The organism is Oscillibacter sp. PEA192, assembly GCF_003574015.1.
Classification (GTDB): Bacteria; Bacillota; Clostridia; order Oscillospirales; family Oscillospiraceae; genus Oscillibacter; species Oscillibacter welbionis.
In genome coordinates this window covers 2,825,097-2,851,484 of sequence record NZ_AP018532.1, presented here as the reverse complement: position 1 = coordinate 2,851,484, position 26,388 = coordinate 2,825,097, and the positions used below count along the sequence as shown (strand labels likewise).

Below are 26,388 nucleotides of genomic sequence, written 5' to 3'. Positions count from 1 at the left end.
TATGAGGGCAATCGTTGATTTGCAGAGAGGCAATGTGGTAAAATACAACATACAAATCAAGGAAAGGGGTGTTCCTATGAAGGATATGTCGGCACAAAAGCAGGTCTGCTCAATAGGGACAGGCGGGGAGTCGGCGGAAGCCCTGCGGGAACGCTCATGGGAATATGGGCTCCCACCTTACCTCCAGCATGATCTGGACGCATACAAAGAAGGCCTTGCGGAGGGGTCCTCTCTGCTGGACTGTCTGTGGGGAGAGCTGTACGGAAGCATCAACATCGCGGAGATCAACGATGGCGCGATCACACATGAACATGCCAATTATCTGCGTCAGAAGTTTCTGTGGGGTGAATGAAGTGCCTGATTTTACAAACTGCAAGCGTGTGCCCGGACGTGCTTATAACGGTGCCAACGGAAAGAAGATCGCAATCGAATATCAGGGCGAGCAATATATGCTCAAATTTCCTCCTTCCGGTCAGGGAAAGAGAACGGAGCTGTCCTACACGAATAGCTGTATCAGCGAACACATCGCCAGCACCATCTTCAACATGGTTGGGATCCCCGCGCAGGAAACCATCCTGGGAACGTATGATGTAGGGGGAAAGACGAAGATCGTCTGCGCCTGCAAAGATTTTACTGCAGACGGAAGTAAGCTGTTTGACTTCTGCTCCATCAAGAATACCGTCATCGATTCTGAACATGGCGGCACCGGAACGGAGCTGGAGGACATTCTGGATACCATTGAAAAACAGCAGTACGTGAATCCTGTGGAAGTGCTGCAACACTTTTGGAATGTCTTTGTGGTGGACGCGCTTCTGGGGAATTTTGACCGGCACAACGGAAACTGGGGATTCCTGTATCACGATGACACCCAGACCGCAACGCTGGCCCCAATCTATGATTGCGGCAGCTGTCTGCTGCCCCAGGCAGATGCCCAGGTGATGCGGGCGGTCTTGTCAAATCAGGATGAGCTGAATGCCCGGATCTACCGCTTCCCGACTTCTGCCATCAAACAGAATGACCAGAAGATCAACTACTATGATTTCCTGATGACAGCTGGAAACAAGGACTGCAATGCAGCGGTCATGCGCATGATGCCACGATTCCATCTGGATGAGATGCAAGCTTTCATCAGAGAAGTTCCTTTCCTGGATGAACTGCAGCGGCAGTTTTACCAGACTTATCTGTCTGCCCGAATGGAAAGAATCATGGCCCCTGTGCATCGGCGGATTATGGAGCAACAGCAGCATCTATCACTGAGACTTCATATGTGAGTGTAAAGTTCAGGACCGCTTCCGAAAATTCGGAAGCGGTCCTGAATTTGCTAACAAATTGATAACTCTGCCCGGTTGGGATGGCTATTGAGGTCAGGGCATGGTATTGTGTGTCGCTGATAGGAGGCGATTCACGATGCGTGATTATATGAAAGCCCTCTGCTGCAGGTTCGAGACGACATCCCGGAGGGCGGAATATCTGGACAGGAAAATTGAACGGACCTACAGGCAGCTCACCCGTCTGTTGGATGAGCCGGAGCGGAAGCTGCTTCTGAAGATGGCAGATCTGGAAGATGCTCTGCGGGAGGAAGCGTGTCTCAACAGTTTCATCTCTGGTTACCGTCTGGCCCAGGGTATCCAGCAGGAGCTGCTGGCAGACCAGCCGCCGTACAACTTTGAAAACGAGGACGAGCAGCGGGCCTGTGAGCTGGCAGGAAAGGAGAGATGATGGATGGGGAAGAAACGTGCCAACGGAGAAGGCAGCATCCGCAAACGGAAGGATGGCCGGTGGGAGGGATTCTACACGGCGTCCTATGACCCGGCGACCGGAAAGCAGAAAATTAAGAATGTCCTGGGGAAGACCCAGGCAGAGGTCAAGGAGAAGCTGAAAAAGGCCATTGCAGACAGCCAGCGACTGGACATGAACCGAAGCGGTACCCACACGGTACAAAGCTGGGTGCAGATGTGGTATGAAGTCTATGCCGAGCCCCGGCTTCGGGAGAACACCAAGGACTATTATCTAAACTACATCAACAACCACATCATCCCCGAACTGGGAGACATCAAGCTGGACAAGCTCACTACGATCCAGATCCAGAAATTCTACAACGATCTCCAGAAGAACGGGCGGGTACAGCGATACCAGCACATCGAACTGAAAAACAAGGGCCTGAGTGTCCGGGTGGTCCACGGCATCCATACCTTGCTGAACAACTGTCTGGAACAAGCTGTGGCGGAGCGGCTGATCCTGGTGAACCCAGCCAGGGGCTGCAAGCTTCCAAAGATGGAAAAGCGGGAGATGAAAGTTCTGCCGGAAGAGAAGATCCGCCCCTATCTGATGGAAGCGGACAAGCGGGGGCTGCTGGCTCCTTTCTATCTGGAACTGACCACGGGACTGCGAAGGGGAGAGCTGCTGGCCCTCCTCTGGACAGACCTGGACGTGGAGAACCGAACCATCTCTATCACAAAGCAGGTGACCCGCACCAAGGGAGAACTGGTAGTGAGCCAGCCCAAAACCCACAATTCCATCCGCGTCCTGCCGGTCTCGCAGCAGGCAGTGGACTTGCTGGTGGAGGAACACAAGAAGCACCCGGGAAATCCCTACATGTTCCCGTCGCCCAAAACGGGAGGGATGTTCGATCCGGACTCCTTCCGGCACACCCACGAGAAGATCCTCAAGGCCATCGGTGCCGAGCATATCCGGTTCCACGATCTCCGACACACCTTCGCAACGCTGTCACTGAAGAATGGGGTGGATGTGAAGACCCTGTCCAGCACCTTAGGACATTACAGCGCGGGATTCACCCTTAGCACCTACACCCACGCCACACCAGACATGATGCGGGAGGCAGCGGATACGATGGGCGATGTAATTGGAAAGGCGATGTAATCACCAAAATAAACATAAGGCAGCACCGGGCTGGGAAATTCCTGCCCGGTGCTGCCTCATTCTATCGGCTACTATCGCGGTATTGGTCAGTGTATTGGTCGGAGAAAAAGCAGAAATTTAAAGCAAACTTTTTCGCGGTGAATAAAAAGAAAAGCTCCTAATTTCTTGCGAAATCAGGAACTTTTTGGTGGAGACTACTGGACTCGAACCAGTGACCTCCTGCGTGTGAAGCAGGCGCTCTAACCAGCTGAGCTAAGCCTCCATACGGATATGTAATTTTTTTCTGCCCATAAGACGCCGTGCACAACGGCGTCCTATGGGATGGTGACCCGTACGGGATTCGAACCCATGTTACAGCCGTGAAAGGGCCGTGTCTTAACCACTTGACCAACGGGCCATTTGGAAGTCCATGAAGCGCCGGGGCGCTTCATGGATCTGGTAGCGGCACCTGGATTTGAACCGGGGACACTGCGGGTATGAACCGCATGCTCTAGCCAACTGAGCTATGCCGCCAAATGTCTAACCCGAACGGGCATCAATTACTATACCAGAAGGCGGCGGCGTTTGTCAAGTGTTTCTTCGAAAAAAATGAAAAATTTCAAAAAACCGGAAGCAGAGGAGAGACTCGCTGCCGCTGGCAGGGTGCCCCGAGGCCGGCAGCCCGGATACGGTGGGAATGAGGCCGGGCGGCTCCTACCGCCCGGCACCGTCTTTTCAAAAATCCACTCATGTCATCGGGCGGACCGGAACGCATTGTAGAGCCGGAAGAGATCCTCCAGGGCGGCGCACAGATCTGCCCGGGCGGACTGGCGGGCTACCTCCCAGGGCACGGCGCGACGGTTGGTGGACACGATAGCGGTGACGCCCTCTTGATAGGCGTCCTCCGCGCCGGGGGCCACGTCGCCCACTACGGCCACCACCGGGATCCGTGTCTGCCGGGCCCGGTGGGCGATGCCGATGACCACCTTGCCCCGAAGGCTCTGACAGTCGATACGGCCCTCGCCGGTCAGGACCGCGGTGGCACCAGGCAGCAGGGCATCGAAGCCCACGGTGTCCAGGACTGTCTCGATCCCCATCTGCAGGCGACTGCCCAGGAAAGCCATCACACCGGCTCCCATGCCGCCGGCGGCGCCAGCACCGGGAAGGTCTGCGATCTCCCGGCCCAGGTCCTGGCGGATCACCTCCGACAGGTGGCGCAGATTCCGGTCCAGACGGGTCACCATATCAGGGTCGGCCCCCTTCTGGGGGCCGAAGACGGCGCTGGCGCCATTGGGACCGCAGAGGGGGTTGTCCACATCGCACATGGTCACGATCTCCACACCGTTCAGCAGGGGGAAGCGATGGGACATGTCGATCCGGCACAACCGGTCCAGCGTGCCGCCTACAGGGACGTACTCCGCCCCGGTGCCGTCCAGAAAGCGGACGCCCAGAGCGGCGGCACAGCCGCAGCCGCCGTCGTTGGTGGCACTGCCGCCCAGGCCCAGAATGATGCGCCTGGCGCCGTCCCGGATCGCCGCCAGAATCAGCTCTCCCACGCCGTAGGTGGTGGCTCCCTCAGCACAGAGACGGCCTTCCATCAGGGGCAGGCCTGCGGCGGCGGCCATCTCGATCACGGCGGTGTAGCCATCGGCCAGCAGACCGTAAAAACCAGAGATCTTACGAAAATCCGGACCGGTGCAGGGCACCTCTACCCGGTGGCCGCCCATGGCGGCCAGAAACGCCTCCACGCTCCCCTCGCCGCCATCCGCCACGGGAATGGAGACCACCTCTGCATCCGGCACGTGGCGCAGAAGGGCCTCCCGCATCAGCTGGCAGATCTCCAGGGAGGACATGGTCCCCTTGAAGGAGTCCGGCATGAGAATCCACTTTGACATGAGTTTCCTCCTCTCTGGATGCGCGGGGCGGGCGGAAGGCCCGCCCCGGTCCGGTCACGGGTTGACCACGTTGATGGGGGCGCCCTGAAGGTAGGCCCGCACGTTGTCCACGGTGCAGTCCATGATGCGCTGGCGGCTCTCCCTGGGGGCCCAGGAGATATGGGGGGTGAGGATGCAGTTCTTGGCGGTCAGCAGGGGGTTGTCGCCCCGGATGGGCTCTGTGGACACCACATCCAGCCCGGCGGCCGCCACCTTGCCGGAGTTCAGGGCGTCCGCCAGGTCCTGCTCCACCACCATCTGGCCCCGGCTGTTATTGATAATGATGACCCCGTCCTTCATCTTGGCGATGTTCTCCCGGTTGATGATGCCGGTGTTGAAGGGGAACAGGGGCATTTGGAGGCCCAGAACGTCGGACCGGGCGAACAGTTCGTCCAGGGAGACGTACTCCACCCCCAGCTGCAGAGCTTCGTCCCGCTGGCGCATGTCGTAGGCGATGACATGCATCCCCAGGGCCGATGCGATGGCGGCAGTGTGGATGCCGATGTTCCCGCAGCCAAGCAGGCCGTATGTCTTTCCCGCCAGCTCGATCAGGGGGTAGTCCCAGTAGCACCAGTCCGGGCACTGTTCCCATTTCCCGCTCTTTACCGTATCATTATGATAACCGATGTGATGGCAGATTTCAAGCAGCAGGGCGATGGCAAACTGGCTGACGGAATGGGTGCCGTAGACCGGCACGTTGGAGACAGGGATGCCCTTCTCTTTTGCGCAGGCTATGTCGACCACGTTATAGCCGGTGGCCAGCATGGCGATGAAGCGCATGGAGGGACAGGCGTCCATCACTCGGCGGGAGATGGGGGTCTTGTTGGTGAGGACCACCTCCGCACCGCCGATCCGGGAGATGATCTCGTCCTCATCGGTGAGGCTGGTGCGGTCGTAAACCGTCAGGTCTCCCAGCTTCTCCAATTCTCCCCAGCTGAGATCGCCGGGGTTTTCCGTGTATCCGTCCAAAATGACGATGTGCATTTCATTCCTCCTGTCTGTGTGTCCCCCGGCCCGCAGGGGCCGGGGGACAGCCGATTCCACTGGAAAGTCAGCAGGATTGCAGCAGTTCCAGCGGGACGCCGTACCTGACGGCCAGATCCGCGAAGTCCTGCTCAATGGCGGGGCTGATGTCGATACCCTCCCGCTCCGCCTGCCGGGTCAGATGGAACTCGATCTCCCCGGGGATCATGATCTCCCGGAAGCCCGGTGCCGTGGGGGCGGCCTTCAACTCATCATACATGGCGTCGGTCCGCACGACCACGGCCTCGCCGGAACTCTTTCCCACCACAGCCACGGTCTCAAATGCCTCGGAACCGTAGTCGGCAATGCCGGTGGCCTGGTTGATATTCAGGCAGGTGTGATAAAACAGGCAGGTATAACCGTCGGGAGAGGCGTTCTTGACTTCCTCGGAACCCAGCGCTCCGCCATTGCCGGTGATATTGGTGACGACTACGGTCTCACCCAACACATCCTCCAGATATTTTGCATATGTGCGGGCATTAAAGTCAGTGTCGCCCCCGGCGCCCATGGGAACGATCATGTTGATGGATTTGGTGGGCCAGTCAGTGCCGCCATCCTCCGAAGAGGCGTCATCGGCCGGGGTATCCGGGCTGTTGCCGCAGTGGCCGGACTGCGACGCCATGATCGCTCGGGGTGCCATCTATCTGGACCTGTGCTGCCGCTCCCTCTCTATCCGGGTGATCGAACTGATTATCAACGGAACGGACATTGTCAATATCCTGCTGTAGCTGCGGCAGAAATACGGCCCGGTTCCAGCTGCCATCCAGGTTTTGCAGCTCTCCCGCCGGGAACAGTATCTGGGAAAGCCGGCATCCTCCGTGTTCTCCACCCCGGCGTTGAGCCGCATCGTGTCCGCGACGGAGAACACGGACGAGATTATCGCTTACAAAAACACCCACCTGTCCGTCAAAACGAAAAACATGATGATGCACGGCCTCCGGGCTGGAACTGTGGTTTCCCTGCTGAACGCCGCGCAGATCCAGACCACGGAGGACCAGCTGCGCAAAAAGCTCCACTACAAGGGACACAAGGCCAAGTACACCTTCGGGGATATCATCACCCGCAGCCCGCGGATGATAGCCTGTATCCAGGAGGCCAAGGCCTTTGCCCAGACGGACTCCAATATCGTGGTGGTGGGGGAGACCGGTACCGGAAAGGAGCTGTTGAGCCAGAGCATCCACGCCTGGAGCCGTCGGTCACAGAACAACTTCGTAGCCATCAACTGCGCCGCCCTGCCGGAGAACCTGCTGGAGAGCGAGCTGTTCGGCTATGTGGAGGGCGCCTTCACCGGCGCCACCAGGGGCGGTAAGCCGGGCCTGTTTGAGATCGCCCACAACGGCACCATCTTTTTGGACGAGATCTCGGAGATCCCCCTGGGACTTCAGGGGCGGCTGCTGCGGGTCCTGCAGGAGCGGGAGATCATGCGGCTGGGGGACAGTCAGGTGACTCCCATCAATATCCGGGTGATCGCGGCCACCAACAAGAACCTGGAGTCGCTGGTCCGGGCAGGTAAATTCCGCAGCGATCTCTATTACCGCCTGTATGTCCTGCAGCTGAATCTGCCCCCGCTGCGGGAGCGGCAGGAGGACATCCCGCTGCTGACGCAGAGCTTCCTTCGGAACTTCCAGGCTCGGGAGGGCGACGGCTGTCCGCTGGAACTGAGCGATGGCGACTGCCGTCTGCTGCAGAGCTGCCCCTGGCGGGGAAACATCCGGGAGCTGCAGAATTTCTGTGAGCGGCTGGCGGTGCTTTACCGGCCTGGCGTCTCTGTATCTGGCCTGATCGCCCATCTGCTGGAGAGTGCCGCCTCTCCCGAGACGCCGCCCCCGTGCCCGCCGCCGATGCCGAAGGCCGCCCATACCAGGATCGACCTGTCCTATGAGGAGTTGCTGGCCGTTCTTCAGGAATGCGGCGGGAACCGGACGCAGACGGCGGCAAAACTGGGGATCAGCCGGGGGACACTGTGGCGGCTGCTGAAGAAGTATCAGGTCGGACAGACATGAGCAGAGGCATAGCCCATGACGCATGCCGACTGCGGTTTCCAGAGTATGGGCAGGGGAGGGCAACGCTGATGGAACCCCAGCGTACGAGAAAAAGCCCTGTGGCTGTAAAGCCAAAGGGCTTAATGGTTGCTGGTACTCAGTATGTGCAGCATCTGTGCCGCTGGTGGAAGCGGGGCGCCGCTGCAAAGCCTGTCACCCCCACTTTCCTGCCATCACAAGCTTCGTATCCTGTATTCCGGCGTTATAGCCGGAACGCAAGCGATTCCCGACTCCGGCTCACCCCGCTCGAAGGCGCAGTGGAGGACTCAATGCTTGATGCTTGTGCTCCGCCGACAAGCCGAGTCTCCACGAGAAAAGCCCCCTGGCGAAAGCCAGGGGGCTTGATGTTTTTTGCACTTAGTACATGCCGCCCATCTCGCCGCCGGCGGGGGCAGCGGGAGCGGGGGGCTCGGGCTTATCGGCCACCAGAGACTCGGTGGTCAGCACCATGGCGGAGACGCTGGCGGCGTTCTCCAGGGCGCTGCGGGTCACCTTGGCGGGATCGATGATGCCGGCGGAGACCATGTCGCAGTACTCCTCCTTGTAGGCATCAAAGCCGTAGCCGGTCTTGCCGGAGGTGCGGACCTTCTCCAGGATCACGGAGCCATCCAGACCGGCGTTGGCAGCGATCTGACGGATGGGAGCCTCCAGGGCCTTGGCCACGATGCGGACACCGGTCTTTTCGTCGCCCTCCACGCTGGAAAGCAGAGCCTCCACGGCGGGGATCACGTTCACGAAGATGGTGCCGCCGCCGGCCACAACGCCTTCCTCAACAGCGGCGCGGGTGGCGTTCAGGGCGTCCTCGATGCGGAGCTTCTTCTCCTTCATCTCGGTCTCGGTGGCAGCGCCGACCTTGATGACGGCCACGCCGCCAGCCAGCTTAGCCAGCCGCTCCTGCAGCTTCTCCTTGTCATAGTCGCTGGTGGTGGTGGAGATCTGCGTGCGGATCTGGCCCACGCGATCCTTGATGGCCTGGCTGTCGCCGGCACCGTCCACGATGGTGGTGTTCTCCTTGGTGACCTTCACCTGGCGGGCGCGGCCCAGCATATCCATGGTGGCGCTCTTCAGCTCCAGACCGACCTCCTCGGAAATCACGGTGCCGCCGGTCAGAATGGCGATATCCTGCAGCATCTCCTTGCGGCGGTCGCCAAAGCCGGGAGCCTTGACACACACCACGTTCAGGGTGCCGCGCAGACGGTTCACGATCAGGGTGGACAGAGCCTCGCCCTCCACGTCCTCCGCGATGATCAGCAGCTTCTTGCCGGACTGGACGATCTGCTCCAGGATGGGCAGGATGTCAGCGATGACGGAGATCTTCTTGTCGGTAATCAGGATATAGGGATCGTCCAGGTTGGCCTCCATCTTCTCCATGTCGGTGGCCATGTAGGGGGTGATATAGCCCCGGTCAAACTGCATGCCCTCCACGACCTCGGAATAGGTGTCGGCGGTCTTGGACTCCTCAATGGTGATGACGCCGTCGGCAGAGACCTTCTCCATGGCGTCGGCGATCAGCTTGCCGATCTCCTCGTCGCCGGAGGACACAGCACCGACACGGGCGATGTCCTTGGAGCCGTCCACGGTCTTGGCCTGCTTCTTGACCTCGGCCACCGCGGCTTCCACGGCCTTGGCCATGCCCTTCTTCACCACGATGGGATTGGCGCCGGCGGCCAGATTCTTCAGACCCTCATGGATCATGGCCTGGGCCAGCAGGGTGGCGGTGGTGGTACCGTCGCCGGCCACGTCGTTGGTCTTGGTGGAGACCTCCTTCACCAGCTGGGCGCCCATGTTCTCAAAGGGATCGTCCAGTTCGATCTCCTTGGCGATGGTCACGCCGTCATTGGTGATGAGGGGAGCGCCGTACTTCTTGTCCAGAACCACGTTCCGGCCCTTGGGACCCAGGGTGATCTTGACAGTATCGGCCAGAGAGTTGACGCCGGCTTCCAGGGCCTTCCGGGCCTCGTCGCCGCGCTTGATGAGCTTAGACATAGTAATCAAACCTCCTGTAATAGAGCTTCATGTTTCATAAATTAGGGATGGGGAGTTAGGAATTGGGAATTTTGGCGTCCGGCAGAGCCAAACGATTTGAAATTGGCCGTTGCAGGCGGCTCCACAATTTCCGATTCCTGATTGCAAGCGGGAGCGGGAGATTTATTCCACGATCGCCAGAATGTCGTTCTGACGGACAACCACGTACTCCACGTCCTCCAGGGTGACCTTGGTGCCGGCGTACTGGCTGGTGATGACCTTGTCGCCGGGCTTCACGGTCATGACAACGTCCTTGCCGTCCACGTTGCCGCCGGGACCCACGGAGATGACTTCCGCCACGGAGGGCTTCTCCTTGGCGCTGCCGGTGAGGATAATGCCGCCCTTGGTGGTCTCCTCGGTCTCCACCATCTTCAGAATGACACGGTCTGCGAGCGGAGTGAGTTTCATAATGGGGTTCCTCCTTATAGAAATAAAAATTTGAAAAACAAGTTCAGCGTTAGCACTCATATCATTCGAGTGCTAACGCTGCTATCATAGCGCAATGTTTTCCATTTGTAAAGGGGGTATCTATGAAGAATTTGTGAATTCCGAAAAAATCTCCCTCTCAGAAGGGGAGCGCATGGGAGCCGTCCTGCTGGACAGGAGAATTCAACTGTCATGACCAGCTTTCTGCCCAAACGGCTGCCTCAGGCGGACTGACGGCTTCACATCTCACTGTGCCGCATGAAACAGCTCTGCTTGGGGTTACGCATTCTTCACGGATACGATTTTCACCGGCGCAAATACTGTACAATTCACGGGAAAAAGTTTCCAAATATAAAGAAATTTTTGATTTTTATCAAGTGTTCCGTATAATACGAGGTTTCTTTATATGCTGTTGTTGCGGGTTATCCCATACCTCCCTGAAAAATTTTTCAACACAGCATCCGGCCTCGGTCAATGGTCGAGATGAACGGCAAGCCGCCATGGACAGGAGCGGAGGCTGACGCGCCTTTAATGCAATATTTTTATGGCTTTTTCACTGTTCAATAGGAAGTAAGCTTCTTAAAATTTCTCTTGACATTTTCGCTGCCCTAATTTAATATGAAGTCAGCTTCCTAAGAAGTTAACTTCCTATTTGAGGAGTGAGGAGCGTGAAAACGATTATCAAGGATTTGCGAACTGCCGCAGGATTGACGCAGCAGCAGCTTGCGAACCGGGTTCGTGTGACAGTAAGAACGATCAATTCCATAGAAAGAGGCGAATACAATCCATCGCTTGTTCTGGCCTACAAGATCGCACAGGTATTTCATACGACCGTTGAAGAGTTGTGCTGCTTGAAAGAAAATGTAGAATGTGAGGAAAATCAGGATGAAGATCACAAATAAGAAAATGTTTATCCGGGGGATTTTATTATTACTGCTTGCCGTTGGTATTGGAATATCAAGATTTTGTATATTTACCGAGGCTACGCATGGTATTCCAAAGGCGGTTATCGGCATAGGTATCTGCTTACTTGCAGCTCTTTATCACATGGTAATGGCCCTGCATATTGACGGCGAGGACGAGGGAGCGGAGGAAAAATAACTATGCAATTATTTGGCGGAAAGGGTAAGATGCTGGGCCTGCTCTTGGTATTGGCTGCCTTCGGCAGCTTTTATCTGGGTGATATTACCGCGTTCACAACCTCGCAAAAAGCTATCGCAGGGGTTGCTCTCTTTATTATTGTTCTGCTGGCCGGCATTTCCCTTCTGAAACCTAAAAAAACGGAAGAGGATATGATTGCGGAACAGGATGAGAGAAATCAGTATATCGAATTGAAATGCGCTGAAAAAGCATTTCGGGTCGCACTGTACGCTTCATTTATGACCATTATAGCCGGCATGATTGCCTTTGGCCTGACAAGGGAATATGCCTTTATCTGGTTGGTTATGGGGGGGATTGTGCCTTACGGAACATCAAGAATTGCCTATATCGTTTCTGCATTCCGATACGACAAGCCATAAATGGAAGCAGGAAAGCACTGAATGAAAAATTAAGAGGCCAGGACACCTCCTTCGGGTGTGTCCTGGCCTCTATTTATCAATTATTCTAGTTGACTATTATACCGTGCCGAGGCGCAGCGGTTGAATGATCGTAGGATGCCTATAATAGCAGAAAAGCTGTGGAATATCGACGCTTCCTTGGCTTTCGGTCAAATCCTGCCGTGGCATTGGGACTGCACCCCTTCGGCCCGAAGAAGTTCACCCGCTTCTCCGCGAGTACCAGCCGCACCTCCCGGCTCCGGAGGCTCTCCCCGTCCAGACAGGTGACGATGTCCGCCTCCCCGGGGCTGGCGGTGATCACCACCTGCCGGGACGTCACCATTCGGGCGATGTGGGGAAATTTCCAATACTCCCCGGCGGAGTAGGCCGGGAACAACCGGGCGAAGGTGCGCTTCGGCACGTTTTTCACCAGGATGGTCTCCAGCACTCCGTCGTCCATCCGGGCCTCCGGCACCGGCATGGAGCCGCCGCCGTAGTACCGGCCGTTGCACATGGACACCAGAGCGAAGTCATCCTCCAGGACCTCCCCGTCCAGCTCCACCCGCCACCGGCGGCCGATGGGCTTGAAGAGAAAATTCACCGCCACGGACAGCAGGTAACTCCCCCGGCCGGAGAGGCCCGGCACATTTCCGTACCGGTGGACGGTGTCAGCAATGCGGGCGTCAATGCCGCTGCAGGCGATGGTGAGGCACAGGCGGCCGTTGCAGTCGATGAGATCCAGGGGGAATTCCGGCCCGTCCCACAGATGTTCCGGGTCGGAGAATTTTGCAGCGTCCGGGCCGAAGTTCTTCAGAAAGTCGTTGCCTGTGCCGGCGGGGATTACCGTCATGGCGGCGTTGGGAAACCCGGCGATGCCGTTGGCCGCCTCGTGGACGGTGCCGTCCCCGCCGCAGGCGTAGATGCGCACCGGCTCCCCGGTCTCTGCCAAGGCGCGGGAGAGGACCTCCGCTCCGCCGGGGCGGTCCGTCAGCAGGCACCGGCAGTCCAGATTGTGGGCCGCGGCCAGACGGTCCGCCAGGGCGCGGATGCGGGCAGTCTGGTCCTGCTTCCCGGCATGGGGGTTGATCAAAAAGACATGGCGCATGACAGGCCCCCCTTGGCGAAATATGAGATAAGAGTGAAGAGATGAAAGATGAGGACTGTCAGCGGCGATCTCTCCTGTCTTTTAACCTTTGTCTGGCTCTGTCTTTGCGCCTCCGTGGTAGAAGAAGGCGTCGCATTTGAGCATGCCGTTGTAGAGCTTGCGTTTCTTCTCCGCGCTGCGGCCGAAGGCGCGCTCAAACTCTGTGTGGGAGGAGAGCACCAGCACGCGCCAGCCCGCCGGCAATGTCCGGGCAGCTTTGCCGAAGGAGCGGTACAGGGCCTCCGCCTCTCTCTTTTCCAGCAGCCGCTCACCGTAGGGCGGATTGGTCACCAGCTGGCCGTAGTCGCTGTCCCGGTGGAACTTTCCGGCATCCGCCACCTCGAAGCGCACGCAGTCGTCCACCCCCGCCAGCTCCGCGTTGTGGCGGCTCAACTCCACCGCACTGGGGTCGATGTCCCCGCCCCAGATGTCGTACTGGCCGTGGAATTCTTGATCCATGGCCTCTTCGGCCGCGTCCAGCCACAGCTTGGCGGGGAGGCTCTGCCACTTTTGGGCGGCAAAGCGCCGGTCCAGGCCTGGGGCCCGGTTTTTGGCGATCAGCGCCGCCTCGATGGGAATGGTGCCGCTGCCGCAGAAGGGGTCGCAGAACGGATCCCTCCCCCGGTAGCGGGAGAGCAGCACCAGGGCGGCGGCCAGCGTCTCCCGCAGGGGGGCGCCGTTGTTGTGGGCCCGGTAGCCCCGCTTGTAGAGTCCGTCGCCGGAGGTGTCCAGGTACACGGCTGCGGTGTCCTTGATGAGGGCGAACTGGATCTGATAGCGGTCCCCGGTCTCCGGCAGGGTCTCGCAGCCGTAGGCCTGGCCAAGCCGCTTGGCAGCGGCCTTTTTCACAATGGCCTGGCAGGCGGGGACGGAGTGGAGCTGGGAGGAGATGGAGTAGCCCTTCACCGGGAACTCCCCGTCCCGGGGGATGCAATCCTCCCAGGGGATGGCGGCCACGCCCTGAAACAGCGCCTCGAAATCCGGGGCCGGGAAGCTGGCCAGCTCCACCAGCACCCGGGCGCCGCAGCGCAGGTTGATGTTCAGCCGGGGGATGTCCGCCGGGCCGCCGTCGCAGTGGACCCGGCCGTTTTCGGCCCGGACGTTTTTCAGGTCCAGCCGCCGCAGCTCGTCGGCCACCAGGGCCTCCAGCCCGAAGAGGCAGGGAATGGTGTATTTCATGGGGGTTCCTCCTTGGCGGGGCATACAGATGCCCGTGGATTTTCATTGGAGCCGGTGGAAGAGAGGCTCTCAGGGGGCGGCGTGGCCCAGCGTTCTGCGCTCCACGCGAATGGTGTAGACCTCCGACCCGTCGGCGCTGCCATGGCATCCCGGTACCGTGGAAGTCGCCACATTCCAACCCATCTGGCGGCGCATGTCGTTGGCGAACTTTTTGATGTTCTGCTTGCTCAGCGTACAGCCGCAGCGGAAGACAACATTCACATTCGCATAGCGGGATGTTCCGTCATCCATCGGGCTGAGCGTCCACGCCAGATCGTGGACATGGGGGTCCGGCCGCTCCACGCCAAAAGCGTCTGCAAATGCATTCAGATCGTCAATCTCGAAGAGGTCGCTGCTGTATTCCCCGGGCCAGACGGCATAGAGCCGGATCTCTCCGGCAGCGGCCCGGCGGTAGGCCTCTGCGGCAGAGGAGAAATCGTGGCCCACCTGCGTGAGACTGCCCGCAGCATCCAGAGACAGGTAGCAGACCAGGCTGCCTCTGTATGGAAAGGGATTGGCCTTCGCACTTCTTGGCTGACGCATGGAACATCCTCCTTGCTGCCTCCGCCTCAGCGGGGCGTTTTTCCTATTATAATGCAGACTGCGGAAAATGTCGAGATGCCCGCCGGCTCTTGCCGCAACTGCCGCCGGCGGGCCGGGAGGTTTTGTAACCAAAATGAAATGGTATTTGCAAAATGGGCATGATACAATAACGATAAACGCCGCCGGAGCCGCACTTCCCGGACGGAAACCTGAAGTTGCACGGGATTTTGCCGGATGCAAAGCAGAGTTGGTGGAAACGGCGGGGCGGTTCTGCTAAAATGACAGACAGAGAGGAGAGGCGTATGGCATTTGGAGAGCGGTTGCAGGAGCTCCGCCGGGCCCGGGGCATGACCCAGGAGGACTTTGCGGCCCAGCTGAAGGTCTCCCGGCAGGCGGTGAGCAAGTGGGAGTCCTGCCGGGGATACCCGGAGCTTGAGAAGATCATCTATATCTGCAACCGCTACGGCGTCACCATGAATGACCTGTTCTGCGAGGAGGTCCCCCTGGGCGGCCAAGAGACGCCGGCGGCGCCGGAGCGGATGGAGTCCCGGACACTGAAAACGGCGCTGGGAGATTTTGTGAGCAACCTGTCCCCGGCCAACAAATGGGCCGGAGTGGGGGGGCTGGCGGCAGTGACTGCCCTGGTGGCCCTGTGTATGCTGTATTTGAAAGGAGGCGGAGACAGCGAAATGACGGCATTGTGGATTGCGGCCATCGTGGTCTTTGGCGTGGTGGAGGCGGTGACCGCCGGGCTGGTCTCCATCTGGTTCGTGCCCGGCGCCGTGGCGGGTCTGATCGCCGCCATGGCGGGGGCGGGGCTCCTGATCCAGCTGGTGCTGTTCCTGGCGGTGTCGGCGGCGGCCCTGGCGGCCACCCGGCCCCTGGTGAAAAAGCTCTCCGCCGGGCGGGCTGTGCCTACTAACGCGGACCGGGTGCTGGGCCGCACCGCCAGAGTCACGGAGACCATCGACAACGACAGCGCCTCCGGCGCCGTCTATGTGGACGGCAAGACCTGGACCGCCCGCAGCGCCGACGGATCGGTGCTCCCGGCGGGCAGCCGGGTGGAGATCCGGCGGATGGAGGGTGTGAAGCTCATTGTGGAAGCGGCGCAGAAAGCGCCTGATAAAAAAGAGGAGGTTGTGTGAATATGATGGATGTGCTCAAGTGGGTTCCGCTGTTGATCCTGGTGGTGCTGATCCTGATCCTGCTGATCGGGAACATCGTCATCGTCCAGCAGTCCAAGGCCTATGTGGTGGAGCGGCTGGGAGCGTTCCGGACCGTGTGGGGCGTGGGACTGCACCTGAAGGTGCCCTTTGTGGAGCGGGTGGCCAAGAAGGTGTCCCTGAAGGAGCAGGTGGCGGATTTCGCGCCCCAACCCGTCATCACCAAGGACAATGTCACCATGCAGATCGATACGGTGATCTACTTCCAGATCACGGACCCGAAGCTGTATACCTACGGCGTGGAACGGCCCATGAACGCCATTGAGAACCTGACCGCCACCACCCTGCGGAACATCATCGGCGAGATGGAACTGGACCAGTCCCTGACAAGCCGGGACACCATCAACGCCAAGATGCGCGCCATTCTGGACGAGGCCACGGACCCCTGGGGCATCAAAGTCAACCGGGTGGAGCTGAAAAACATTATCCCGCCCAAGGAGATCCAGAACGCCATGGAGAAGCAGATGAAGGCGGAGCGGGAGCGCCGGGAGTCCATCCTCCAGGCGGAGGGGCAGAAGCAGTCCCAGATCCTGGTGGCGGAGGGCGAGAAGCAGTCCCTGATTCTCAAGGCGGATGCCGCCAAGCAGGCCGCCATCCTGAAGGCCGAGGGCGAGAAGGAGGCCCGCATCATGGCCGCCGAGGCGGAGGCTCAGGCCATCATGCAGGTGCAGACCGCCCTGGCGGACTCCCTGAAGCTGCTGAATGCCGCCGCCCCCAATGACCAGGTGGTGAAGCTGAAGGCTCTGGAAGCCATGCAGAAGGTGGCGGACGGCAAGGCCACCAAGATCATCATTCCCAGTGAGCTCCAGGGGCTGGCAGGACTCGCTGCCAGCGCCAAGACGGTGTTCGACACAGAGGACCCCAAGGGGGAGTGAGGGAAAAGCAGTACAGGCGCACAGCAAAAGCTGTGCGCCTGTATTTTGCAAATTGGGGCAGAGGGCGCAGCCCTTCATGTCCATTGCCGGGACGATGGGAGCCAGTGCCGGAAGAGCGTATTCCCATGATCCCATACAGACCCGCGCCGTAAGGGCTTCGGTCGGGACCTGCTGCGGCCGGGAGGGTCAGGTGCAGTCTGCGTCCCGGTGAATTGCCCGCGGCGGTCTGGAGTTCTGCCCTGTCTACGCGGGGAGGTTCGCCCAATGAGAGGCGCGCCCCGGAAGCCCGGTTTGGGGCACAGTGATTACAGCGATTTTTACCCATTAACCGCCGGTTAAAAGATCGTCAGAAAAATTGAACACCTGTCGATTGCAGCGCACCGCCGGAGATGGTATTCTGGGGACAGATCACAAGAGGGGGCTTTGCCATGCAGATCCACGAGATTATCCGCACCCGGCGGACGGCACTGGGGCTGACACAGGAGCAGCTGGCGGGGAAGCTGGGGGTATCAGCCCCGGCGGTGAACAAATGGGAAAGGGGAAACTCCTACCCGGACATCACCCTGCTGCCGGTGCTGGCCCGGACGCTGCGGGTGGACCTGAACACACTGTTGTCCTTTCGGGAGGACTTGACGGAGACGGAGATCGCGGAGTTTTTGAACCGGCTGTACGAGGTGTCCCGGACCGAGGGGTGCGGCGCGGCCTTTTCCCTGGCAGAGGAGAAGCTGCGCCAGTTCCCCAACAGCGACGCGCTGGCATACAGCGCTGCGGGGCTGCTGGAGGGTCTTCTGACCCTGTTCCCCGGCACCGATGAGACAGCCCGGCCCGGCCGGGAGGACTTTGTCGCGGGCCTGTACGAGCAGGCCGCCCAGAGCGCGGACCCCAAAATCCGGGAGTGGGCGACCTATACCGTGGCGAGCCGTTGCATCGCCCGGGGGGATCTGGACCGGGCGGAGGCGCTGCTGGACCAGATCTCCAACACCCACCGGGACAAGCGGGAACTGCTGTCCGCCCTGCGGCGGAAGCAGGGGCGGACCGAGGAGGCCTGGACCCTGCTGGAGCGGGAGCTGTTCGACCGGGCCCACGGCATCCAGACCACGCTGCTGTCCCTGATCGAGATGGCCCAGGCAGAGGGGGACCGGCAGCGAGCCCAGGGCTTTTGCGACGCCGCCCGGCGGGCGGGAGAGGCCCTGGACCTGAGCGATTACGCAGTGCTGTCCGCCCCCTTCCAGCTGGCGGCGGCGGAGCAGGACGGCCCGGCGGCGCTGGACCTGCTGGACCGGCTGCTGCATAGCCTGACAGTGCCTTGGGATCTGAGTGCCTCGCCCCTGTACCGGCATCTGGCCACCAAAGAGGCCGCCGGAGAGGCCCAGTCGGTGTTGCTGGAGCCCCTTCTGGACCAGGTAGAGGCGGACCCGGACTGCGCCTTCCTCCGGGAGATGCCGGAGTATGGGACGATGGTGGAGAAGTACCGGCGCGCCGCAGATGAGGCATGAGCTGGCGGGACCCACCGGACGGCGGATGAGACTGTCCGGTTCTGCCGGTGCCAGGACGCGGCGTGCCGCAGTTCTGCATTCCCTGCGGACCGTGCGGGAAAAAGAAAAAGCGGAAGGACGAAAGTCCTTCCGCTTTCATGCGTCTCAGCCGAACAGGGCATCGCCGCTCTTGAAGCCCAGGCCGGGGTGGAAGTCGAACTTCACCGCGCCCACGGCCACGTCGGGACCCACGGCCCGCTGGATGCGGGCGATGCCCTCGTTGCCGAAGCCGGCGCACAGCTCCATAGCGGTGACGCCTCCGGCGGCCAGCTCCTTCGCGGCAGCCTCCGCCTCAGCGTAGGTCTTGCAGCCCACCACGTTCAAATGGATGCTAGGGGTGGATACCACGGTGCGGGTGGTCTCATCGGCATCGCCGATAAGAAAGAGAAATGCGGCTTGCAGTGCCATTGTTATGTAGACCTCCCTGAAAATCAAGAATCAGAGCGAACAGATAAGAGATGCCGCTTTCCCTGCGGCTCTCTTATCTGCACACCCGTTATCTGGTATGTCACAGTCTGGTGACCACGGGGATAACCATGGGATTGCGCTTGGTGGTTTTGAACAGGTAGCTGCTGACGGCGGACTTGACGGAACCCTTCAGTTCCCCGTCATCCCGGCCCCGCTTGCGGGAGACGTTCTCCGCCGCGTCCCGGGCCACGCTCTGCAGTTCCTTCATCAAGTCCCCGGACTCCTTCACGTAGATGAAGCCCCGGGTGATGATCTCCGGCTCGCTGAGGAGGTTGCCGTCATGGGCGGAGATGGGCAGGACCACCACCACCATGCCGTCTTCTGCCAGGCGCTTGCGGTCCCGCATGACCACGGCGCCCACGTCGCCCACGCCGGAGCCGTCCACATATACCTCACCGGAGGGAACGGTGCCGCCCAACTTGATGGTCTTGGCCGTGATCTCGATGACGGAGCCGTTGTCGGCAATGGCGATATGGTTGCGGTCCATGCCCATGTCCTGGGCCAGCTGGGAGTGGATCTGGAGCATCCGCTGCTCGCCGTGGAGGGGGATGAAGAACCGGGGCTTCGTCAGGGCGTGGATGATCTTCAGCTCCTCCTGGCAGGCGTGGCCGGACACGTGAAGCATGTCGGCCCGATCATAGACCACCTTGACGCCCTTGCGGAACAGCTCGTTGATGACCCGGGACACCGTCACCTCGTTGCCGGGGATGGCGCTGGCGGAGATGATGACCTTGTCCCCGGCGCCGATCTCCACCTGCTTGTGCTGAGAGAAGGCCATGCGGTACAAGGCGCTCATCTCCTCGCCCTGGGAACCGGTGGTGACGATGACCTGCTTGTTCTTGGGCAGGCCCTTGATCCGGTTGATGTCCACCAGGGTGTTCTTGGGCACCTTCATATAGCCCAGCTCTGTGGAGACCTTCATGATATTTTCCATGGACCGGCCCGTGACGGCCACCTTCCGGCCGAAGGCCGCGGCGGCATCCAGCACCTGCTGGATCCGGTGGACGTTGGAGGCGAAGGTGGTGACGATGATCCGGTCCTCGCATCCCTGGAACTGGCGCTTGAAGGTGGCGCCCACCGTCTTTTCAGAGGGGGTAAAGCCCGGACGCTCCACATTGGTGGAGTCCGCCAGCAGTGCCAGGACGCCCTCCTTCCCCAGCTCGCCGAAGCGGGCAAGGTCGATGACCTCCCCGTCGATGGGGGTGGAGTCGATCTTGAAGTCGCCGGTGTGGACGATGGTGCCCATGTGGGTGTGGATGGCAAAGGCCACGGAGTCGGCGATGGAGTGGTTCACATGGATGAACTCCACAGTGAACTTGCCGGCCCGGACGCTCTTGCCCGGCTCCACCGTGATGAGCTTGGTGCTTTTCACCAGCCCATGCTCCTCCAGCTTCAGCTTGATGAGCCCCGCGGTGAACCGGGTGCAGTAGATGGGCATGTTCAACTGCTTGAGCACATAGGGAATGGCACCCACGTGATCCTCGTGCCCGTGGGTGATGAACAGACCCCGGATGCGGGCCCGGTTCTTGATGAGGTAGCTGACGTCGGGAATGATGAGGTCGATGCCGTACATGTCGTCCCCGGGGAAGGCCATGCCGCAGTCCACCACGATGATCTCGCCGCCGTACTCATAGGCGGTCATGTTCTTGCCGATCTCATTGAGACCGCCCAGGGGGATGATTTTCAATTTTTCTGCCATAGATCGATGATACTCCTTTGAAAAAATATGTAAAATACCCCCATAACAGCGGAAATGGCGCAAAATGAGCGCACGCAAACAAGAGACGCCCGTAGCCTGCGCGGCCCCGTTTCGCCGGCAGGGGTTCGGTCACGTCATTCCGTTGAAACCGTATGGGGTTTTATTTGACTGAGGCGGAGCGGCGCTCCGCACCAGTGAAATACTGTGGAACTGTGTAAAAAAGGGCGGAAAAGCAGTTGCTTCTCGACGCGCACTTTGTTATACTGAAACGAAGGCGCGGCCCAGGCAGAGGCACGCCCCGCGGCGCTCCGACAGCCGGCGGCCTGCCGCCGGCGGACACGGAAGGCCGCACCATTCTGCCCCTAGTATAGCACAGGTCAAGCGTTTTGTATACATTTTTTTCAAGAAAACCAAGATGACCGGCGGAAGGGCCGGAGAAAGGGAGTGAAGGGACATGCGGGCAACGATCAAGATGATCGCAGAACGGGCGGGCGTCTCCATCGGCACGGTGGACCGGGTGCTCCACGACCGGCCGTATGTGAAGGAGGAGGTCCGGCGGCGGGTGCTGGAGGTGATGGAGGAGCTGGATTACCAGCCAAACCGGGTGGCCAGCGCCCTGGCCACCAGCGGCATGGCCCGGCATTTCGCTATCATCCAGCCCACGTGGGAGAGCTATGTGGGCGAGGCCATGGCCGCTGGCGTGGCGAAGTTCCGGCAGGACCGTCAGGACTACAATGTGAGCGTCACCATCCACCCGTACCGCCAGGGGCGGATGGAGGACTGCCTGCACCTGCTGGACACGCTGGCGGAGGAGGTCCAGGGGATCGCCCTGTGCGCCGCGGACTGCCCCCAGGTGCGCCAGAAGCTGGAGCTCCTGGCGGAGCGGCGGATGCCGGTGGTGACCTTCAACTCCGACATTGCAGGCGCCCGGCGGCTGTGCTACGTGGGGGAGGACGCCCACCACGCCGGCCGGGTGGCCGGGGACATCGCCGCCAAGTTCCTCAGGCCCGGAGACCGGATCCTGCTGGTGTACGCCGACCACGGCTACGCCGGACACAAGGGCCGGGCAGACGGCTTTCTGGAGCGGCTTGCGGAGCGGGGGCTCCGGCAGGAGGACTGCCGGGTGGCAGAGACCCACGACAACTATGATGAGACACTAGCAGCGGTGACCGCCGCTTTGGCGGAAGAGCCGGACCTGAAGTATATCTACATGGCCAACCGCTCCGTGCCTGCGTGCATGGAAGCCCTGCGCGGGGCCGGCCGGATGGGGCAGGTGCGGGTTCTGGCCCACGACAACAGCCCGGAGACGCGGACCTTCCTGCGGGAGGGACTGCTGGACTTCATCATTGACCAGAACCTGACCTACCAGAGCCGCAAGGCCCTGTCGCTGCTGTTCGACGCAGTGGTGGAGCACCGGACGCCGGAGCGGGACTGTTTCTATCCGGAGAGCCCCATCCTCACGGCGGAGAACTGCTGAAAGACTTTCTCCGGCGCCGGCTTCCCGCGGAGGCCGACTCTGGGGGAAGCTGTTTTTGGGAAAAGCTGTGTACGCAAACAGAAGGAGAACCGTGTCATGGAACAGACGAAAAAGCCGCTGCCTGGGGCGGTACTGCTGCTGGCGGCCCTGGGATTTGTGCTGGGGACCTGCGAATTTGTGATTGTGGGCATTCTGCCGGAGATCGCGGAGGGGCTGAACACCTCTCTGGCGGCAGTGGGAAAGCTGGTATCGGTGTTCGCCGCCTGCTACGCGGTGGGGACGCCTGTGATCACTGCAGCTACCGGCGGAATCTCCCGCCGGAAGCTGCTGGCGGTGCTGATGGGGGTGTTCCTCCTCACCAGCGCGGCAAGCTTTGCCGCTCCTAATGTGGCGGTGCTGTATGCCACCCGGGTAGTGGCGGCGCTGGTGTCCGGTACGCTGACGGCGGTGGCCATGCTCTATGCCAAGGAGGTCGCCGCCCCGGAGCAGACCGCCCGGGCCATCTCGCTGGTATACGGCGGCTTTTCCGTGGCAGCGGTGCTGGGAGTGCCCCTGGGCACTGCCGTGTGCCAGATCCTGGGCTGGCGGTGGACCTTCGCCGTGATCCTGGCTATGGGCGCAGCGCTGCTGCCGCTGCTGCTGCGCTCCCTGCCCGCGGTGCCGGCACAGGCGGACAGCGGGCTTCTGAAGTCCTTTTCCATCCTATGGGACCCCCGATGCTCCCTGTGTGTGGGGATGATCCTGTGCAGCGCCTCCGCCACCTATATCGTGTACACCTATCTCTCGCCGATCCTGACAGAGACACTGGGGCTTCCAGCGGGGGCGGTGAGCCCGCTGCTGCTGGTGATGGGAGCGTGCAGCGCCGCCAGCAATCTCATCTCCGGCCGGCTGGGGGAGCGGGGCGGCCTCCGGACCCTGCCCATGGCCTTCGCCGCCCAGGCGGTGCTGTTTGCCCTGCTGCCGCTGCTGCTGGGAAACCGGTGGGCGGGCCTTGCGGGGGTCTTTGCCATGGGGCTGCTCATGTACCTGCTGAACACCCCGGCCCAGATGCACGCGCTGTCTCTGGCAGAGCAGGATTACCCCTTCGCTTCCAGCCTGTGCGCCTCCGTACAGCCGGTATCCTACAACTTCGGCATTGCTATCGGCTCCTTCATCGGCAGCGCCGTGCAGGAGGGGTGGGGATTCCGCCCCCTGGGCCTGCCGGCGGCAATGTTCGCCCTGGCGGCACTGGGGCTGAACCTGCTGCTTCTGCGCGCCAACGGCCGCCGGACGGCCGCGGCGGCATCCTGAGGACCATCAAAACAGGCTCGGGCCGGATCAGCCCGGGCCTGTTTTAACAGTTGCTTCTTGTGGGAAAAACTGCTATACTATTCTCCAATATGGGTATGTATGCGTCCCTTTCAAAAGGAGACCTGATCGAGATGAACAACAAGAAGCTCTCCCGCCTGCTGGAGCCCAATCTCAAGCTCTACTTCCTCTGCATGATCGTCTTCGCGGCGGCCACCGCCACGGTGAGCCTGCCTCTGGGACTGGTGGAGATCGCCTGCACCGTGGGCCTGTATGCCTATTTCACCAACCGTAACCAGAAGCGGCGGCAGAACATCCTCCAGTACATTGATAATGTCACCGGCAGCGTGGATACCGCCAGCAAATCCACCCTCATCAACTCTCCGCTGCCCATCATGGTGTTCCGGCCGGACACCGGCGAGGTGATCTGGAGCAATGAGAACTTCCTGCAGCTGGCCGGCGTGCGGGAGCACCTGTTCGAGATGAAGGTGGAGGATGCAGTACCGGATTTCCCCGTTCAGTGGATGCTGGAGGGAAAGCAGGAGTGCCCGGACCGGGTGGTGATGAACAGCCGGCGGTTCCGGGTGTACGGCAGCCTGGTGCGGGCCAAGGGCCGGGGGGCCGAGCAGAACCTGGTGGCCACTACCTACTGGGTGGATACCACAGAGGCCGACGACCTGCGGGAGCGGTACACCGCCACCCGGCCGGTGCTGGCCATTTTGATGGTAGACAACTACGAGGACCTGATGAAGGCATGCGCCGATACCCAGCGCAGCGCCGTGCTGGCCCAGATCGACGAGAAGCTGAACAACTGGGCCGCCTGCGCCGACGGCCTGCTGCTGAAGACGGAGCGGGACCACTACCTCTTCATCTTTGAGGAATGCCACTACGACCACTTTGTGGAGGAGAAGTTCTCCATCCTGGATGCCATTCGGGAGATCAAGGTGGGGGATGTGTGCCCCACCCTCTCCATCGGCATTGGCAAGGATGCCGACGCTATGGCGGAGCTGTACCGCAACGCCCGTCTCAGCCTGGAGATGGCCCTCAGCCGGGGCGGAGACCAGGCGGTGGTCCGGGGAAAGGTGGACTTCCAGTTCTACGGCGGCCGCAGCAAGTCCACGGAAAAGCGCACCAAGGTGAAGTCCCGGGTCATGGCCAGCGCCCTGAACGAGCTGATGGCCGACGCGTCCGAGATCTATATCATGGGCCACAGCTTTGCGGACATGGACGCCGTAGGCGCCGAGGCGGGGCTCTACTGCATTGCCCGCAAGCACGGCAAGCGGGCCCAGATGGTCATTGATCTGGAGCACAACGCCGCCGGAGCGGTTTTGGCCAAGCTCCAGGCGTTGCCGGAGTATGCGGGGGCGTTCACCTCCGGGGCGGAGGCATTTTTGAAAATGAGGCCGGGCGCTCTGGTCATTGTGGTGGACACCAACCGCCCCGACATGGTGGAGAGCCCCCAGCTGCTGGAGTCCAGCAATCGGGTGGCGGTGATCGACCACCACCGCCGGGCGGCCAGCTACATCGAAAACGCCGCCTTCAGCTTCCACGAACCCTATGCCTCCTCCGCCAGTGAGCTGGTGACGGAGCTCTTGCAGTATCTGGTGGAGCCCGCCGATCTGCTGCGGGAGGAGGCGGAGGCGCTGCTGGCCGGCATCGTGCTGGACACGAAGCACTTCACCCTGCGCACCGGCGGCCGGACTTTTGAGGCGGCGGCCTTCCTCCGCCGGGCGGGGGCCGACACCACCGACGTTCAGCGGTTGTTCCAGAGCGATCTGAGCGAGATGGTGTCCCGCTACGACATCATCCGCCGGGCGGAGCTGTACCGGGAGGACATCGCCGTGGCGGCCATCGACCAGGAGGGCGTGGACCGGGTGACGGCGGCCCAGGCGGCGGACGAGCTGCTGAGCCTCAAGGGCGTGAAGGCGTCCTTTGTGGTATTCCCCAGTGGGGAGAACGTGCAGATGTCCGCCCGTTCTCTGGGAGAGGTGAACGTCCAGGTGATCCTGGAGGCCCTGGGCGGCGGCGGCAACTCCACCACTGCCGGCGGCCGTGTGGAGAACACAGATGTGGAGACGGTGAAGAGTCGTCTGCTGGAGGCCATCGACGCGTATTTTGAAAAGTGAGGGGGAGCGCGGCCATGAAGCGGTTTCTTTCCACATTTGGCATCTGCTTGGCGCTGGTGGAGGCATTCATCTTTTTCGGAGGATACCAGCTCTTTGATTTCAGCCGGCGCTGGTATTTGGCAGGCGCGTCCATCGCCCTGGTTCTGGCGGTGCTGGTGTGCATTCTGGTTCATCAGAATGACCGGCTGGAGGCGCTGGAAAAACGGACCCGGCAGCTGGAGGAACAAATTCAGAAACAGAACGACTAAAAGGAGACGTTATCATGAAAGTGATTTTACAGCAGGATGTGAAGGGCCAGGGAAAAAAGGGCCAGATGGTGGAGGTGTCCGAGGGCTATGCCCGGAACTTCCTCCTGCCCCGGAAGCTGGCCATCGCCGCCACGGCGGACGCCATCAACACCATGAACCTGAAGGAGAAGGCCCGCAAGGCTGAGGAGGCCCGGCAGAAGGCGGAGGCGGAGGCCACCGCCGAGAAGCTGAAGGAGTGCATGGTGAAGCTCACCGCCAAGGCCGGCAACGGCGGGCGGCTGTTCGGCGCCGTCACCACCAAGGAGATCTCCGACGGGCTTAGGCAGCAGTTCGGCATCGACATCCCCAAGCAGAAGCTGGTGCTGGACGAGCCCATCAAGGCGTTCGGATCCTATCAGGTGAAGGCCAAGCTGGGGTTTGAGGTCAACGGGACGGTGTACGTCTCCGTGTTTGAGGAAAAATAAAGGGAGTTCCTCTGTTTGGGGGCACGCTCTGGGGGAGAGGAATGGGCCGCCATTGCGGCAGTCTCGGGGGCTCCTGCGCCCGCAGGGGTGCGCCCCCGCTCTCTTTTTTGGCTGTGCCAAAAAGAGAGTGCGCCGCGCCCGGTGGAAGAGAAAAGGCGCTTGGCGCGCTCTGGTACAATGGCCCTTCGCGCTTTCCTAACCCAAACAGGTGGACTCCTATTCACGGCGAGGTGA

The 26,388-nt window shown here is 60.8% G+C and carries 26 protein-coding genes and 3 tRNA genes; 16 read left to right on the top strand and 13 right to left on the bottom strand.

The window, feature by feature from the left end:
* Position 1 precedes the first annotated feature (1 nt).
* The 4 genes from DN611_RS14225 to DN611_RS14210 all read left to right on the top strand — a co-directional run bounded on the left by DN611_RS14225 (position 2) and on the right by DN611_RS14210 (position 2,880).
* Positions 2-352 carry a hypothetical protein gene (locus DN611_RS14225; RefSeq protein WP_333637351.1) on the top strand — a complete coding sequence of 117 codons (351 nt, stop codon included), beginning with the start codon at positions 2-4 and terminating at the stop codon, positions 350-352.
* Positions 306-1,271: a HipA domain-containing protein gene (locus tag DN611_RS14220; protein ID WP_333637350.1), complete on the top strand. Its 966-nt coding sequence runs from the start codon at positions 306-308 to the stop codon at positions 1,269-1,271. The genes DN611_RS14225 and DN611_RS14220 overlap by 47 nt, the downstream gene beginning before the upstream one ends.
* Positions 1,272-1,407: 136 nt before the next feature.
* Complete coding sequence (locus DN611_RS14215) at positions 1,408-1,719, top strand: DUF6809 family protein (protein ID WP_302201511.1); 312 nt, start codon at positions 1,408-1,410, stop codon at positions 1,717-1,719.
* A gap of 3 nt (positions 1,720-1,722) precedes the next feature.
* The gene (locus DN611_RS14210; RefSeq protein ID WP_119311663.1) at positions 1,723-2,880 is read left to right on the top strand and encodes a tyrosine-type recombinase/integrase; all 1,158 of its coding nucleotides are present in this window, start codon (positions 1,723-1,725) and stop codon (positions 2,878-2,880) included.
* 185 nt (positions 2,881-3,065) lie between these two features.
* On the opposite strand, the gene DN611_RS14205 is transcribed toward DN611_RS14210, so the two are convergent.
* The 6 genes from DN611_RS14205 to DN611_RS14180 all read right to left on the bottom strand — a co-directional run bounded on the left by DN611_RS14205 (position 3,066) and on the right by DN611_RS14180 (position 6,438).
* Positions 3,066-3,142 (bottom strand) — tRNA-Val (locus DN611_RS14205).
* Between the two features lie 60 nt (positions 3,143-3,202).
* Positions 3,203-3,277: transfer RNA gene (locus tag DN611_RS14200), tRNA-Glu, on the bottom strand.
* A gap of 39 nt (positions 3,278-3,316) precedes the next feature.
* Positions 3,317-3,393, bottom strand: a tRNA-Met gene (locus DN611_RS14195).
* A gap of 218 nt (positions 3,394-3,611) precedes the next feature.
* Entirely contained in the window at positions 3,612-4,754 is a 1,143-nt protein-coding gene (locus DN611_RS14190) for a glycerate kinase family protein (protein ID WP_119311662.1), read from the bottom strand.
* A 54-nt stretch (positions 4,755-4,808) separates the two neighbouring features.
* Complete coding sequence (locus tag DN611_RS14185) at positions 4,809-5,777, bottom strand: D-2-hydroxyacid dehydrogenase (RefSeq protein WP_021750299.1); 969 nt, start codon at positions 5,775-5,777, stop codon at positions 4,809-4,811.
* Between the two features lie 67 nt (positions 5,778-5,844).
* Positions 5,845-6,438, bottom strand: coding sequence for a tripartite tricarboxylate transporter substrate-binding protein (locus DN611_RS14180; protein WP_158629723.1), 594 nt, complete (start codon positions 6,436-6,438; stop codon positions 5,845-5,847).
* Positions 6,439-6,586: 148 nt separating this feature from the next.
* On the opposite strand from DN611_RS14180, the gene DN611_RS14175 reads away from it, so the two are divergent.
* Entirely contained in the window at positions 6,587-7,819 is a 1,233-nt protein-coding gene (locus tag DN611_RS14175; RefSeq protein ID WP_119311660.1) for a sigma-54 interaction domain-containing protein, read from the top strand.
* A gap of 396 nt (positions 7,820-8,215) precedes the next feature.
* Here the strand turns inward: DN611_RS14175 and groL are convergent, their stop codons facing one another.
* On the bottom strand, positions 8,216-9,844 hold the full coding sequence (groL, locus tag DN611_RS14170; protein WP_119311659.1) for a chaperonin GroEL: 1,629 nt from the start codon (positions 9,842-9,844) through the stop codon (positions 8,216-8,218).
* A 162-nt stretch (positions 9,845-10,006) separates the two neighbouring features.
* On the bottom strand, positions 10,007-10,291 hold the full coding sequence (locus DN611_RS14165; protein WP_025544992.1) for a co-chaperone GroES: 285 nt from the start codon (positions 10,289-10,291) through the stop codon (positions 10,007-10,009).
* Positions 10,292-10,977: 686 nt separating this feature from the next.
* On the opposite strand from DN611_RS14165, the gene DN611_RS14160 reads away from it, so the two are divergent.
* Genes DN611_RS14160 through DN611_RS14150 form a run of 3 tightly spaced genes read left to right on the top strand, consistent with a single transcriptional unit; the run spans position 10,978 to position 11,829 of the window.
* Positions 10,978-11,211, top strand: coding sequence for a helix-turn-helix transcriptional regulator (locus DN611_RS14160; protein WP_021750286.1), 234 nt, complete (start codon positions 10,978-10,980; stop codon positions 11,209-11,211).
* Complete coding sequence (locus DN611_RS14155; protein WP_025544993.1) at positions 11,195-11,410, top strand: hypothetical protein; 216 nt, start codon at positions 11,195-11,197, stop codon at positions 11,408-11,410. Before DN611_RS14160 ends, DN611_RS14155 begins: the two co-directional genes overlap by 17 nt.
* Positions 11,411-11,412: 2 nt before the next feature.
* Entirely contained in the window at positions 11,413-11,829 is a 417-nt protein-coding gene (locus DN611_RS14150; RefSeq protein ID WP_025544994.1) for a hypothetical protein, read from the top strand.
* Between the two features lie 139 nt (positions 11,830-11,968).
* Here the strand turns inward: DN611_RS14150 and DN611_RS14145 are convergent, their stop codons facing one another.
* The 3 genes from DN611_RS14145 to DN611_RS14135 all read right to left on the bottom strand — a co-directional run bounded on the left by DN611_RS14145 (position 11,969) and on the right by DN611_RS14135 (position 14,752).
* Positions 11,969-12,952 (bottom strand): diacylglycerol/lipid kinase family protein, encoded by a 984-nt coding sequence (locus DN611_RS14145; protein ID WP_119311658.1) that lies wholly within the window; start codon positions 12,950-12,952, stop codon positions 11,969-11,971.
* 81 nt (positions 12,953-13,033) lie between these two features.
* Positions 13,034-14,170, bottom strand: coding sequence for a THUMP domain-containing class I SAM-dependent RNA methyltransferase (locus DN611_RS14140; protein ID WP_021750282.1), 1,137 nt, complete (start codon positions 14,168-14,170; stop codon positions 13,034-13,036).
* A gap of 69 nt (positions 14,171-14,239) precedes the next feature.
* Positions 14,240-14,752 carry a hypothetical protein gene (locus tag DN611_RS14135; protein WP_021750281.1) on the bottom strand — a complete coding sequence of 171 codons (513 nt, stop codon included), beginning with the start codon at positions 14,750-14,752 and terminating at the stop codon, positions 14,240-14,242.
* 302 nt (positions 14,753-15,054) lie between these two features.
* On the opposite strand from DN611_RS14135, the gene DN611_RS14130 reads away from it, so the two are divergent.
* The 3 genes from DN611_RS14130 (at position 15,055) to DN611_RS14120 (ending at position 18,346) form a co-directional block, all read left to right on the top strand.
* Entirely contained in the window at positions 15,055-15,897 is an 843-nt protein-coding gene (locus DN611_RS14130; RefSeq protein WP_160117445.1) for an NfeD family protein, read from the top strand.
* A gap of 2 nt (positions 15,898-15,899) precedes the next feature.
* Positions 15,900-16,850, top strand: coding sequence for an SPFH domain-containing protein (locus DN611_RS14125; protein WP_021750278.1), 951 nt, complete (start codon positions 15,900-15,902; stop codon positions 16,848-16,850).
* 428 nt (positions 16,851-17,278) lie between these two features.
* Positions 17,279-18,346, top strand: coding sequence for a helix-turn-helix domain-containing protein (locus DN611_RS14120; RefSeq protein ID WP_160117444.1), 1,068 nt, complete (start codon positions 17,279-17,281; stop codon positions 18,344-18,346).
* 144 nt (positions 18,347-18,490) lie between these two features.
* Here DN611_RS14120 and DN611_RS14115 read toward each other — a convergent pair whose 3' ends face one another.
* Together DN611_RS14115 and DN611_RS14110 are read right to left on the bottom strand one after the other, a co-directional pair.
* Entirely contained in the window at positions 18,491-18,793 is a 303-nt protein-coding gene (locus tag DN611_RS14115) for a DUF6506 family protein (protein ID WP_025545589.1), read from the bottom strand.
* Positions 18,794-18,893: 100 nt separating this feature from the next.
* Positions 18,894-20,552, bottom strand: coding sequence for a ribonuclease J (locus DN611_RS14110; RefSeq protein ID WP_021750274.1), 1,659 nt, complete (start codon positions 20,550-20,552; stop codon positions 18,894-18,896).
* Between the two features lie 454 nt (positions 20,553-21,006).
* Between DN611_RS14110 and DN611_RS14105 the strand changes: the two genes are divergently transcribed.
* The 5 genes from DN611_RS14105 (at position 21,007) to rplI (ending at position 26,154) form a co-directional block, all read left to right on the top strand.
* On the top strand, positions 21,007-22,029 hold the full coding sequence (locus DN611_RS14105) for a LacI family DNA-binding transcriptional regulator (RefSeq protein WP_119311656.1): 1,023 nt from the start codon (positions 21,007-21,009) through the stop codon (positions 22,027-22,029).
* A gap of 96 nt (positions 22,030-22,125) precedes the next feature.
* Complete coding sequence (locus DN611_RS14100; RefSeq protein WP_021750271.1) at positions 22,126-23,319, top strand: MFS transporter; 1,194 nt, start codon at positions 22,126-22,128, stop codon at positions 23,317-23,319.
* 131 nt (positions 23,320-23,450) lie between these two features.
* Positions 23,451-25,442: a DHH family phosphoesterase gene (locus DN611_RS14095; RefSeq protein ID WP_119311655.1), complete on the top strand. Its 1,992-nt coding sequence runs from the start codon at positions 23,451-23,453 to the stop codon at positions 25,440-25,442.
* Between the two features lie 14 nt (positions 25,443-25,456).
* Complete coding sequence (locus DN611_RS14090) at positions 25,457-25,690, top strand: hypothetical protein (protein ID WP_021750269.1); 234 nt, start codon at positions 25,457-25,459, stop codon at positions 25,688-25,690.
* Positions 25,691-25,704: 14 nt separating this feature from the next.
* Positions 25,705-26,154 carry a 50S ribosomal protein L9 gene (rplI, locus tag DN611_RS14085; protein WP_021750268.1) on the top strand — a complete coding sequence of 150 codons (450 nt, stop codon included), beginning with the start codon at positions 25,705-25,707 and terminating at the stop codon, positions 26,152-26,154.
* The last annotated feature ends 234 nt before the right edge of the window (positions 26,155-26,388 follow it).